Raw genomic sequence first — 13,634 nt, 5'->3', positions numbered from 1 at the left:
TTTAGCCTGAACCTTATTATTCCGCAGCTATTTTAACGGGGCAGCACCCGCACTGTCTGTCGGCTATTTGTAACCAAACATTTCATCAAAATGAATGTTTTCTTGCGCACTCCTCTCCTCAACACATTTAGGCCCGCTGATATAAAAAGCCCCTCACAGAGAGGGGCTGAATCGAAAAATCGAGCTACCGGCTCACGCCTCGCTGCTGGGCAGCGCGGAAGGTTCCAGCAGGGTTTCATCTTCGGCCATGCAAGCAGCGGCGGTGAACAGCACGTCGGTGGAGCTGTTCAGCGCCGTCTCGGCAGAATCCTGCAGCACGCCGATGATAAAGCCGACTGCTACCACCTGCATGGCGATGTCATTGCTGATGCCAAACAGGCTACAGGCCAGCGGGATCAGCAGCAAGGAGCCGCCCGCCACACCGGAAGCGCCACAGGCACTGATGGTGGCGACCACGGAGAGCAGAATGGCCGTTGCCATGTCCACTTCCATCCCCAGGGTATGTACCGCCGCCATGGCCAGCACTGTGATGGTGATGGCCGCACCCGCCATGTTGATGGTGGCACCCAGCGGGATGGAGACCGCGTAGGTATCTTTGGGCAGGCGCAGTTTTTCACACAGCGCCATGTTGACCGGAATGTTGGCGGCAGAGCTGCGGGTAAAGAAGGCGGTCACACCGCTCTCTTTGAGGCAAGTCAGCACCAGTGGATAGGGGTTGCGCTTGATCTTCCAGAAGACGATCAACGGGTTGACCACGAAGGCGATAAACAGCATGCAGCCGATCAGCACCACCAGCAGTTGGGCATAGCCAAACAGGGCGTCAAAGCCGGTCTCTGCCAGAGTGGAAGCAACCAGACCCAGGATCCCGAGCGGAGCACAGCGGATCACCGCTTTCACGATGGCGGAGACACCGTGAGACAGGTCAGTGATCAGCGCCTTGGTGCTCTCGTTGGCATGGCGCATGGCGATACCCAGACCGATGGCCCACGCCAGAATACCGATATAGTTGGCATCCATCAGCGCCTTGACCGGGTTGGTCACCACGTTGAACAGCAGGGTCTGCAGTACCTCGGTGATCCCGCCGGGCGGGGTGATCTCGGCAGTATTGGCCACCAGATGGAGGTTGGAGGGGAACAGGAAGCTGGCAATCACCGCGACCACGGCCGCAGAGAAGGTACCAAACAGGTAGAGCGCCAGCAGCGGGCGAATATTGGTCTTCTGACCCTGCTTGTGACCAATGATGGCCGCCATCACCAGTACGAATACCAGCAGCGGAGCTACCGCTTTCAGTGCACCAACGAACAGACTGCCAAGCAGACCTGCCGTTTTCGCCCACTCGGGCGCAAACAGTGCCAGCAAGATACCGAATACCAGACCAACCAGGATCTGGCTGACCAGGCTGGTGCTATTGACCAGCCGAAGGAGGGGGTGTTGTTGTGTCATCAAAAAAGTCCCTAAGCACCGTAGTGCATGAATCATGAGTCCTGTCTGCAACCACTCATCGGGAGACCCCTGTCGCCCGAATGTGGTGTCTGTGGCCAGCCTTCTGTCGGGCCGATCCGCCAGTCACCGGATTGCATGACGGAATATCCCATTCGCCATCTTTTTTTTCCAGAGACTCACCAAAAAATATCCCGTTTCCATCACAAAAAACCGCAACAAAACCTTAACCACAGCGCAACCACCCATTTTTGTACGTTTTATCGACACTCTCTGCCCTCACCCTCACGACCATTCCTGTGTCATCCATGACCGGAATCGCTGTGCTATCATCCCCCATTTGCTGCGGAGCCTTGCCATGATCACATCCCTGCTCAACCAATATTTTGGTTTCTCCGCACTCAGGCCAGGTCAGGAGGCGGTGATCAGCCGGGTGCTGGCTGGTCAGAGTGCCGCCGCCATCTTTCCCACCGGCTCCGGCAAGTCCCTCTGTTATCAACTGCCTGCCCTCGCCCTGCCTCACCTGACCCTGGTGATCTCGCCGCTGCTGGCGCTGATGCACGATCAACTCGCCTTCCTTAAAAGCAAGGGAATAAGCGCTGCTACCCTCGACTCAAGCCAGAGCCCGGAGGAGAGCCGACGAGTGATGCAGCAGGCGCTGGATGGACAGCTCAAGATCCTGATGATCTCGGTGGAGCGACTCAAGAATGAGCGCTTTCGACGCTTTATCCAGCAAGTGCCGCTCTCGCTGATGGTCGTCGATGAGGCGCACTGTATCTCGGAGTGGGGCCACAACTTTCGCCCCGACTACCTCAAGCTGCCGAGCTATCGCCATGACCTGAAGATCCCACAGGTGTTGCTGCTGACGGCCACCGCCACACCGGCGGTGATTCAGGATATGCAGACCAAATTCGGCATCGCGCCGGAGGGGGTCGTGGTCACCGGTTTCTATCGCCCCAATCTTGATCTGGCCGTCATTCCCCTGTCGCCCGACGCGCGGGATAGCTGGCTCGCGCAGGAGTTGGCCAACGATCCGACGGCCCCCACCATCGTCTACGTCACCTTGCAACACACCGCCGAAGCCTGTGCCGAGCACCTCATTAGAGAAGGGATCAACGCCCGCGCCTATCATGCCGGACTCGACTCGGCGCTGCGCAGTCAGATCCAGCACGACTTCATGGCGGGCAAGGTGGACTGCATCGTCGCCACCATCGCCTTTGGCATGGGGATCGACAAAGCGGATATCCGGCGGGTCATTCACTACGATCTGCCAAAATCTATCGAGAACTACAGCCAGGAGATTGGCCGCGCCGGACGGGATGGCCAGCCATCGCGCTGTATCGTGCTGGCCAACCAGAGCCAGCTGCCGGTGCTGGAGAACTTCGTCTACGGCGATACGCCGGATTTGAGTGCCATCCTCCAGCTCCTTGCCATCATCAAGCAGAGCGGGAACGAGTGGGAATTCACCCTGCTGCGCCTATCCAACGACACCAATATACGCCAGTTGCCCCTTAAAACCCTGCTGGTCTATCTGGAGATGGCGGGCATCATCACCCCGGCCTACAGCTACTACGCAGATTACCGCTTCAAGTTTGTGCTGGATAAAGGCGAGATAGTGAGCCGCTTCAATCCGGAACGCCGCCAGTTTCTGGAGCAGCTGTTCGCCTGTGCCCCGCAAGCCCGCAGTTGGTGCACCATGGACTTTGACGCCCTCTGGCAGGGCTATCAGGGGGAGCGACAGCGGGCGGTTGCGGCGCTCGACTACCTGCAGCAGCAAGGCTGGATCGAGCTTGAAAGCAAGCAGATGACCGAGGTCTACCGGATCACCCGTCAGGAATGGGACAACGAGCAGGAAGCAAATGCCCTGCATGCCCTGTTCCTGCAAAAAGAGCAGAGTGAGCTGGCCAGACTGCAAGCCATGCTCGACTTTTTCACCTCAAGTGAGTGCCTGAGCCACCGCCTCGCCCGCTATTTTGCCGATGAGGTGGCGCCGGTTCATTGTGGCCACTGTTCGGTTTGTCGCGGCGAGGTGGCGCATCTCCCGCCCCTGCCCTCACTGACCATGCCAAACGAGGCGGGGATCCGCGCCTGGTGCGATCCGCTGATTACTAAAACCGGTTTCGTGGATGCTCGTGTTCTGGCCCGCTTCTTGTGCGGTATCGCCACACCGTTGACCAGCCGGGTTAAGGCCAAATCGCTGGCGGGCGCAGGCCAATTGGCCGCCCACCCGTTTGCCCGCGTCCTGGCGGCAGTGCAACAAGCCTACCCTTGCTAGATGAGTGCTGGCGGCGTCAATAGCCACCAGCAGAAACAAGCGTTTACAGACGCAGAAAAAGAAGACCCTCGCGGTTGCGAGGGTCAAGCCAACGGAAACGTGCTTAAACAGAGCTTGGTGAGGCAACAGTCAACTCTCTTGCTAAAGCGTCTTGCTGCTCACACATCGCCAATCTAGGGCACTCAAAATGTAGCGTCAATGTAAAAATTAGAGCCAAAACTCCAAACAAAGTAACTTACGTTGACGTTCACGTAATGACATTCTCATCCATAACCTCGCCAACCCGCAGCCCCATTGCCTTTCGTCAAACCCCTTAATCTTTTCGCAATAAGTTCCCTGTTTCCCATAAACATTTATTTTTTATGTCTTTGACATTTACCTCACTATCGTGGCAAAAATAATTTAACAGTCAGTAACATAGCGGTGTTGTTGACTGACCCTCCCCGCACAAGGATCGGGCAGGTTTCTTCAGAATTTAACCTATCAACCGTGATGGATTACTGGAGTCTGTTGACTAGGCTTTAAAAGCGCACAACACAAAAGCAGTCATCCACTTTTTTCAGGGTAAGCGACTATAACGAGGGCAAAGTTATGGGCATATTCGAGCATTACCAACAGCGATATGAAAAAGCGAGAGAAGAGGAATATACCATCCAGGAGTTCCTGGATATGTGTAAGCAGGACAAAGCCTGCTACGCCTCCGCAGCCGAACGTCTGCTGACCGCCATTGGTGAGCCGGAGATGGTAGACACCTCAGCCAACCCCAGACTGAGCCGACTCTTCTCCAACCGCGTCGTGGCACGCTATCCCGCCTTCAAGGATTTCTACGGGATGGAAGAGGCCATCGAACAGATCGTCTCCTACCTCAAACACTCCGCCCAGGGGCTGGAGGAGAAGAAACAGATCCTCTATCTGCTGGGCCCCGTTGGCGGCGGTAAATCCTCGCTGGCAGAGAAACTCAAATCCCTGATGCAGAAGGTACCCATCTATCGCATCAAGGGCTCACCGGTCAACGATCACCCCTTCTGCCTGTTCGACATCGAAGAGGATGGGGAGATCCTGGAAAAAGAGTACGGCATCCCGCGCCGCTACCTGCGTCCCATCATGTCCCCCTGGGTGGCAAAACGCCTGCACGAGTTTGGCGGCGACATCACCAAGTTCAAGGTGGAGAAGGTCAACCCTTCCATTCTCGATCAGATTGCCATCGCCAAAACGGAACCGGGCGATGACAACAACCAGGACATCTCCTCACTGGTCGGCAAGGTCGACATCCGCATGCTGGAGCACTTCGCCCAGGATGACGCCGATGCTTACTCCTACTCAGGTGCGCTCTGTAAAGCGAACCAGGGGGTGATGGAGTTTGTGGAGATGTTCAAGGCGCCTATCAAGGTACTGCACCCGCTGCTGACAGCAACCCAGGAGGGTAACTACAACGGTACCGAGGGGCTCTCCGCCCTCCCCTTTGACGGCATTCTGCTGGCCCACTCCAACGAATCCGAGTGGCAGCAGTTCCGCAACAACAAGAACAACGAAGCTTTCCTCGACCGGGTCTACATCGTCAAGGTGCCTTACTGCCTGCGCGTCTCGGAAGAGGTGAAGATCTACGAAAAACTGCTGATCAACAGCGAATTGACCGAGGCCAAATGCGCCCCGGGCACCCTCGAGCTGCTGGGCCAGTTCTCTGTGTTGTCACGGCTGAAAGAGCCGGAAAACTCCAGCATCTACTCCAAGATGCGGGTCTATGATGGCGAAAGTCTGAAGGACACCGATCCGAAGGCGAAGAGCTATCAGGAGTATCGCGACTACGCCGGTGTGGACGAGGGGATGAATGGTCTCTCTACCCGCTTTGCGTTCAAGATCCTCTCCCGCGTCTTCAACTTCGACCACGCGGAAGTGGCCGCCAACCCGGTGCACCTCTTCTATGTGCTGGAGCAGCAGATCGAGCGCGAACAGTTCCCGCAAGAGCTGCACGATCGCTACCTTGAGTTCATCAAGGGCTATCTGACCCCGCGCTATGTGGAGTTCATCGGCAAGGAGATCCAGACCGCCTATCTCGAGTCCTACTCCGAGTACGGTCAGAACATCTTCGATCGCTACGTCACCTACGCCGACTTCTGGATCCAGGATCAGGAGTACCGTGACCCCGAAACCGGCCAGCTGTTTGACAGAGCGTCTCTCAACAGCGAGCTGGAGAAAATTGAAAAACCCGCCGGGATCAGCAACCCGAAAGATTTCCGTAACGAAATCGTCAACTTCGTGCTGCGTGCCCGGGCCAACAATGCAGGCCGTAACCCCAACTGGACCAGTTACGAGAAGCTGCGCACCGTGATCGAGAAGAAGATGTTCTCCAACACGGAAGAGCTGCTGCCGGTTATCTCCTTCAACAGCAAAACCTCGGCCGAGGAGCAGAAGAAGCACGATAACTTTGTCGAACGGATGATGGAGAAAGGCTACACCCGTAAACAGGTGCGACTGCTCTCCGAATGGTATCTCAGGGTACGCAAGTCATCCTGACCCTGACTGTTCAAGGGGGAGTTATGGCGCATTTTATCGACCGCAGGCTCAACGGCAAAAACAAAAGCGCTGTCAATCGGCAGCGCTTCATCCGCCGCTACAAGAAGCAGATAAAACAAGCGGTCTCGGATGCTGTCTCCAAGCGCAGCATTCAGGACGTTGACAAGGGCGAGAGCATCAGCATCCCGACCAAGGATATCGGCGAGCCCCATTTTCATCAGGGGCACGGCGGTAAACGGGAGATGGTGCATCCCGGCAATGATCAGTTCGTCTCCGGCGACAAGATTGACCGCCCCAAAGGAGGGGGCGGTGGACAGGGTTCCGGCGAGGGACAGGCATCCAATCAGGGTGAAGGGGCCGATGATTTCGTGTTCCAGATCTCCAAGGATGAGTATCTCGATCTGCTGTTTGAAGATCTGGAGCTGCCCAGGCTGCAGAAAACCCAGCTCAATCAGCTGATGGAGGTCAAAACCTATCGGGCGGGCTACACCTCAAACGGGGTGCCCGCCAACATCAACGTGGTGCGTTCCCTGCAAAATTCGCTGGCTCGGCGAATGGCGCTGCAAGCGGGCAAGAAACGCCAACTGCATGAACTGGAAGATAGGCTGACTCTGCTGGCCGCCGATCCCAACGAGCACTTTGCCGAAATCGCCCTGCTCGAGAAGGAGATCAGGGAGCTGAAACGACGGATCGACGCGGTGCCGTTTATTGACACCTTCGATCTCAAGTTCAACAACTTCGTCAAACGGCCCGTCCCTTCCAGCCAGGCGGTGATGTTCTGTCTGATGGACGTATCGGGCTCCATGGATCAGGCCACCAAGGAGATGGCCAAGCGTTTCTATATCCTGCTCTATCTGTTCCTGAGCCGGACCTACAAGAACGTCGAGGTGGTCTATATCCGCCACCATACCCAGGCCAAGGAGGTGGACGAGCACGAGTTCTTCTACTCCCAGGAGACAGGCGGCACCATCGTATCCAGCGCCCTCAAGATGATGAATGACATCATCAATGAGCGTTACCCCGCCAACCAGTGGAACATCTATGCGGCGCAGGCGTCGGATGGTGACAACTGGGCTGATGACTCACCGCAGTGCCGTGAAATTCTGGCGCGGGACATCATGCCAAGGGTGCGGTACTACTCCTACATCGAGATCACCACCCGTGCCCACCAGACCCTGTGGCACGAATATGAGTCGGTAGCCAGCCAGTTCCCCCACTTTGCGATGGAGCACATTCGCAAGGTCGAGGATATCTATCCGGTGTTCCGCGAGCTGTTCAAGAAACAAGCGGCGTGAGGAGGTCACATGATCGAAACAGAAAAACGTGTAGCGCCACTGGATGACGGACCAGACTGGAACTTCGATCTGCTGGAGACCTATCACCAGGAGATCGCCCGGGTCGCCCGTTTCTACAAGCTGGACACCTACCCCAATCAGATCGAGGTGATCACCGCCGAGCAGATGATGGATGCCTACTCCAGCGTCGGCATGCCCATCGGCTATCAACACTGGTCGTTCGGCAAGCGCTTTATCCATACCGAGCGCAACTACAAGCGCGGCCAGATGGGGCTGGCCTACGAGATCGTCATCAACTCCGATCCCTGCATCGCCTACCTGATGGAGGAGAACACCATGCCGATGCAGGCGCTGGTGATGGCACACGCCTGCTACGGTCACAACTCCTTCTTCAAGAACAACTACCTGTTCAAGGCCTGGACCGATGCCTCCTCCATCATCGACTACCTGCTGTTCGCCAAGAACTACATCACCCAGTGTGAAGAGAAGCATGGCATCGAGGCGGTGGAACAACTGCTCGACTCCTGCCATGCCCTGATGAACTTCGGGGTGGATCGCTACAAGCGTCCCCAGAAGATCTCGATGGCTGAGGAGAAGCGGCGTCAGAAGGCGCGGGAAGATTATCTTCAGACTCAGGTCAACGAGCTGTGGCGTACCCTGCCCAAGCAGCATAAAGCCGCGGGTGTGGAGGACAGGCGCTACCCCGCCGAACCCCAGGAGAACATTCTCTACTTCATCGAGAAGAATGCCCCCTTGCTGGAGCCCTGGCAGCGGGAAGTGGTGCGCATCGTGCGCAAGATCAGTCAGTATTTCTATCCGCAAAAGCAGACCCAGGTGATGAACGAGGGGTGGGCCACCTTCTGGCACTACACCATCCTCAACCACCTCTATGACGAGGGAAAACTGAGCGATCGCTTCATGATGGAGGTGCTCCACAGCCACACCAACGTGGTCTATCAACCGGCCTACAACAGCCGCTACTACTCGGGGATCAACCCCTATGCGCTGGGGTTTGCCATGTTTACCGACCTGCGCCGCATCTGCGAGAACCCGACCGAGGAAGATAGATATTGGTTCCCCGACTATGCCGGTAGCAACTGGGTCGAAACCCTCCACTTTGCCATGCAAAACTTCAAGGACGAGAGCTTTATCAGCCAGTTCTTAAGCCCGAAAGTGATGCGGGATATGAAGTTGTTCGCCATTGATGACGACGATCTGAAGAACTATCTGAAGGTCTCCGCCATCCACAATGACGAAGGGTACCGTCAGGTGCGCAATACCCTGTCGGCCCAATACAACCTCAGCAATCTGGAACCCAATATTCAGGTCTACAACGTCGCCGTGAAGGGGGATCGCTCCCTCACCCTGCGCTATGTGCCCCACAACCGCATCCCCCTTGGCGACTCTCGCCATGAGGTGCTCAAACACCTGCATCAACTGTGGGGGTTTGATGTAGTGCTGGAGCAGGATAACGGCGAGCTGCCACCCGATATTATCGGCCGCTGCCCGGAGCGCAAACCGGGTATCTAAGCTTACCACCTCGCAAATGGCCCACTTCAGTGGGCCGTTTTTTTATCAGCTTTCGCCTCTGCCTGCATCATCGCAGCATAACCCGAACAAACCACAACATAGAAAGAGGCCCGCATGGGGTGCGGGCCTCGTGGTCTTGCGGTCAATCTGCAGCGGTTATCAGTAGAAGGTCTGCTGCTCTGCGGCCATCGCCTTGAGGCGGGCACAGGGGGCGAACCGGTCGCCGTGGCGCTTCTGGTAATACTCCAGACGGCCAACCAGATGATCGATCCCGAGCGTGTCCATATAACGGAACGGGCCGCCAAGGAAAGGCGGGAAACCAATGCCGAAGATGGCGCCGATATCGCCATCACGGGCCGACGCCACCACACCGCTATCCAACGCCATGGCCGCTTCGTTGAGCATCAGCAACACGCAGCGCTCGGCGATTTCCTGACAAGCCAGCTTGGCAGACGGCTTGATGCCGAGCACGCCATAGACGCTCTCGTCCACCGTCTTCTTGCCCTCTTTGCCAGTCAGCTTGTTGCGCGGTGCCGCCTTGCCATAGAGGTAGAAGCCCTTGCCGTTCTTGCGTCCCTTGCGATCATTTTGCAGTAGTTTGTCGAACGCCTTGGGCGCCTGGAACTGCTCGCCGCCCAGCTCTTTCTCGAGAATGGGGGAGATCTTGGCGCCCACGTCGATACCGACCTCATCGAGCAAGGTGATGGGGCCAACCGGGAAGCCAAAGTCCAGCAGCGCGCTATCCAGCACCTCCACCGGCTCCCCTTCCAGCACCAGTCGCGCCGCTTCGTTCATGTAGGGCGCCAGGATGCGGTTGACGTAGAAACCGGCTTCGTCCTTCACCACGATAGGCGTTTTACCCTGAGCACGGGCAAAGGCCAGAGTGGTGGCGACCGTCTCGGCACTGGTGCCAGCGTGGGGGATGATCTCCGCCAGCGGCATCTTGTCCACCGGGCTGAAGTAGTGCAGCCCCACGACTCGCTCCGGGTGCGCCGCCTCTGCCGCAATCTGGTTGATGGGCAGGGAAGAGGTGTTGGAGGCAAACACTGTGTGCTCACCGCACTCACGCTCCACGTCTTTCACCATCTGGTGTTTGAGCGCGAGATCTTCAAACACCGCCTCCACCACCATGTCGACCCGGTGGAAACCGGAGTAGTCGAGGGTACCGGTCAACAGGCTCATCTGCTTTTCCAATTCGCTGCGCAGGATGTGACGGCGCTTGAGCTTCTTGGCCAGAATGTCGTAGCTGTAGCGCATGGCATTGCCGATGCCACTACTTGCCACATCCTTGATCCGCACCGGCACGCCCGCCTTGGTAGCGGTGACGAACGCAATGCCGCCCCCCATCAGACCACCGCCCAGCACGGCGGCATGGGCCACCTTGCGCGGCTCGGCCCCCTGATAGGTGACCTCTTTCTTCATCTCGGTGGTGGCAAAGAAGATGGAACGCAGGGCGGCAGACTCAGCAGTCATCACCAGCTCGCCAAAGTGGCGGGATTCAGCGGCCAGACCGGCCTTCATCCCCTCCTCCACGCCGATGCGCACAACATCCAGGATCCGCTCCGGCGCCGGGTAGTTGCCACGGGTCTTGGCTTTCACCCCCTTGCTGGCCTGATCGAACAGCACCTTGCGACCCAACTTGTTGGTCTCCAGCACCTTGCCCTGCAGATCCCGTTTCAACTGATGGCGCGGTTTGCCCTTCTTGGCCAGCTTGATAGCGGCATCCAACAGGATGGAAGGGGGCACCACATCGTCCACCAGCCCCAATTTCTTGGCCTGTTTGGCCCGCACCTGCTTGCCGGTCAGCATCAGATCCAGTGCCTTGGCCACCCCGATGAGACGTGGCAGACGCTGGGTACCGCCAGAACCCGGCAACAGACCGAGCTGCACTTCCGGCAATCCCAGCACGGTTTTACCGTGATCGGTCACCACCCGACCATGACAGGCCAGCGCCAGCTCCAGCCCGCCACCGAGGCAGGGGCCGTGAATGGCGGCGATCACCGGAATGGTCAGCCCCTCGATCTCGGCAAAGATCTCCTGCCCTTCTCGTGACAGGGTCTCGGCATCCTTGGCACTGGTGCAGGCGGCCAGCATGGTGATATCAGCACCGGCGATGAAGGAGTCCTTCTTGCCGGAGGTGATCACCAGACCGATCAAATCCTTGTTGCGTTTCACTTCGGCCAGCACGGTGCGGATCTCCTCCACAAAGGCGGCCTTCAGGGTATTCATGCTCTCACCCGGCACATCCATGGTGAGGATGCCGATGCCATCTTTGCGAACATCCAGGGAAAAAGTCTTAGCGCTCATCATTCAACCTCCAACACCATAGCCACGCCCAATCCACCCGCCGCACAAGCGGTGTTGAGCCCCAATCCCCCGCCGCGACGACGCAGCTCGTGCAGGGTCTGGGTGATCATCCGCGCACCGGTCGCGGCAAAGGGGTGGCCATAGGCCAGCGAACCACCGAGGACGTTGAACTTCTCCATGTCCACCTCGCCGATGGCCTGATCGCGGCCCAGCTTGTCACGGGCAAAATCGTGGCTGGCAAACATCTTGAGGTTGGCCAGAGTCTGGGCGGCAAAGGCTTCGTGCATGTCGATCAGGGTCAGATCACCGAGCGTGATACCAGCTCTGTCCAGCGCCAGCGGCGTAGCGTAGGAGGGCCCCATCAGCATGTCTTGCCACACATCGATGGCCGAGAAGGCGAAGCTGCGGATATAGCCAAGCGGTTCGAGGCCAAGCTCTTTCGCCCGACCTTCCCGCATCAGCAGCACGGCGGCGGCGCCATCGGTCAGCGGGGTGGCGTTGGCCGCCGTCACTGTGCCATGAACCCGGTCAAACACCGGCTTGAGCTTGGCGTAGCTCGCCAGATCCGAGCTTTCACGGATATTGTTGTCCCGCTCCAGCGGTGACTTGTAAGGCGGTACATGGGCAGTAAACACCTCGCCGCTCAGCTTGCCATCAGCCCAAGCCTGCGCGGCCAGGGTGTGGGAGCGATGAGCCAGCGCATCTTGCGCCTCGCGGCTGATCTGGTGACTCTTGGCCATCTGCTCAGCGGTCTGTCCCATGGAGAGACCGGTCGAATATTCCGCCACAGCAGGCGGTACCGGCAGCAGATCCTTGACCCGCAACTGACGAAGAATATTGAAGCGCTGCTGCAGATTGCGCGCCTTGTTGAGATCCACCAGGGCGCGGGCCAGCTTCTTGCTCACTCCGATAGGGAGCACGGAGGAGGAATCCGCACCACCGGCGATGGCGATGTCTACCGTACCGGCCATGATGGATTCGGTGACGTTGGCCACCGCCTGAAAGCTGGTGGCGCAGGCGCGGGAGACGCTATAGGCATCGGTATTGACGCTCATGCCGGTACCGAGCACGATCTCGCGGGCAATGTTGGGGGCTTCCGGCATCTGTACCACCTGACCAAACACCAGCTGGTCGATAAGCTTGGGGTCGAGATCGGTACGGGCAAGCATCTCGCTCACCACCAGTTTGCCGAGATCGACTGCAGGCACGCCATGAAAGGCGGTGGCCTGCTTGGCAAAGGGGGTACGCAGCCCCGCCACGACGGCAATCCGTTCGCCCTGGCGAGTCGTCAGTTTCAATGGCTGTTTCATCCTGGCTCCTTGGTTTAAAAGGCAGAGGTCTGACCTCATTGCGCCACATCTTAACAATCCAATCACAAGTTTCATACAGCTGATTGAAACTAAATTAAGCACGGCAAGGCCCCTTTGCTCGCCCTTGGGGAGCAACTGGAGTATAAAAAGATCAACTTCCATAAAAACAACGGGTTTATCGCATGGCAGCGGCGGAGTTCAGAGCGCTTAGGGACTATCTTGGCAGTCAGATCCTGGGACAGGAGGAGCTAATAGAAGGGCTCATGATCGCCCTGTTATGTGAAGGACATGTGTTAATCGAAGGTGCCCCCGGGCTGGCCAAAACCCGCGCCGTCAAGGCGCTCGCTGGCGCCGTCGAGGGGCGCTTTGCCCGTATCCAGTTCACCCCCGATCTGCTTCCTGCCGATCTCACCGGCAGCGAGGTGTTTCACCCGCAGGATGCCAGTTTTGTTTTCCAGCCAGGCCCCCTCTTCAACCATCTGGTGCTGGCGGACGAGATCAACCGGGCGCCGGCCAAGGTGCAATCAGCGCTGCTGGAAGCCATGGCCGAACACCAGATCACCGTGGGCAAAAAGAGCTGGCGGCTGCCACCTCTCTTTATGGTGGCCGCCACCCAGAACCCCATCGAACAGGAGGGAACCTATCCACTGCCGGAGGCCCAGCTCGACCGCTTTCTGCTCAAGCTGTTGGTGGATTACCCGAGCCCCACGATGGAGCTCGCCATCTTGCAGCTCAACGCCAGCGGTGAACAACTTGGCGCGGCGCCAGTGACCCTGAGTCAGACCAGCTTGCAGCATGCCCGCAGCGAAGTGCAGGCAGTGACCATGCAAAGCCGACTGGAGCACTATCTGGTGGAGCTGGTCTGCGCCACTCGCCCGGGCAGCGGCCTGTGCCCTGCCCTTGAGCCATTGATTGCCGTGGGAGCCAGCCCTCGCGCCACGTTGGGGCTGGCTCGCTCCGCCC

General features: G+C 58.0%; 8 protein-coding genes. 5 read left to right on the top strand and 3 right to left on the bottom strand.

Annotated features, from left to right (window positions below; all coding sequences use genetic code 11):
* Positions 1–192: 192 nt before the first annotated feature.
* The gene (gene sstT, locus AACR14_RS03370; RefSeq protein ID WP_005351744.1) at positions 193–1,443 is read right to left on the bottom strand and encodes a serine/threonine transporter SstT; all 1,251 of its coding nucleotides are present in this window, start codon (positions 1,441–1,443) and stop codon (positions 193–195) included.
* Between the two features lie 355 nt (positions 1,444–1,798).
* On the opposite strand from sstT, the gene AACR14_RS03365 reads away from it, so the two are divergent.
* The 4 genes from AACR14_RS03365 (at position 1,799) to AACR14_RS03350 (ending at position 9,054) form a co-directional block, all read left to right on the top strand.
* On the top strand, positions 1,799–3,715 hold the full coding sequence (locus AACR14_RS03365; RefSeq protein ID WP_019445119.1) for a RecQ family ATP-dependent DNA helicase: 1,917 nt from the start codon (positions 1,799–1,801) through the stop codon (positions 3,713–3,715).
* A gap of 591 nt (positions 3,716–4,306) precedes the next feature.
* Positions 4,307–6,229, top strand: a complete 1,923-nt coding sequence (locus AACR14_RS03360) for a PrkA family serine protein kinase (RefSeq protein WP_005333223.1) — start codon at positions 4,307–4,309, stop codon at positions 6,227–6,229.
* 23 nt (positions 6,230–6,252) lie between these two features.
* Positions 6,253–7,524 (top strand): YeaH/YhbH family protein, encoded by a 1,272-nt coding sequence (locus AACR14_RS03355; RefSeq protein WP_019445118.1) that lies wholly within the window; start codon positions 6,253–6,255, stop codon positions 7,522–7,524.
* Positions 7,525–7,533: 9 nt separating this feature from the next.
* The gene (locus AACR14_RS03350) at positions 7,534–9,054 is read left to right on the top strand and encodes a SpoVR family protein (protein ID WP_019445117.1); all 1,521 of its coding nucleotides are present in this window, start codon (positions 7,534–7,536) and stop codon (positions 9,052–9,054) included.
* Between the two features lie 159 nt (positions 9,055–9,213).
* On the opposite strand, the gene fadJ is transcribed toward AACR14_RS03350, so the two are convergent.
* Complete coding sequence (gene fadJ / locus AACR14_RS03345) at positions 9,214–11,361, bottom strand: fatty acid oxidation complex subunit alpha FadJ (protein ID WP_026034904.1); 2,148 nt, start codon at positions 11,359–11,361, stop codon at positions 9,214–9,216.
* On the bottom strand, positions 11,361–12,671 hold the full coding sequence (fadI, locus tag AACR14_RS03340; RefSeq protein WP_019445115.1) for an acetyl-CoA C-acyltransferase FadI: 1,311 nt from the start codon (positions 12,669–12,671) through the stop codon (positions 11,361–11,363). Before fadI ends, fadJ begins: the two co-directional genes overlap by 1 nt.
* 182 nt (positions 12,672–12,853) lie before the next feature.
* Here fadI and AACR14_RS03335 point away from each other — a divergent pair.
* The coding region (locus AACR14_RS03335; protein ID WP_026034903.1) for an AAA family ATPase at positions 12,854–13,634 on the top strand (781 nt) is incomplete at its 3' end.

The sequence above is a fragment of the Aeromonas sp. 159 genome (assembly GCF_963862045.1).
Classification (GTDB): Bacteria; Pseudomonadota; Gammaproteobacteria; order Enterobacterales; family Aeromonadaceae; genus Aeromonas; species Aeromonas veronii.
Note: the sequence above shows the minus strand (reverse complement) of the source record. Positions and strands in the feature narration are given on the sequence as shown.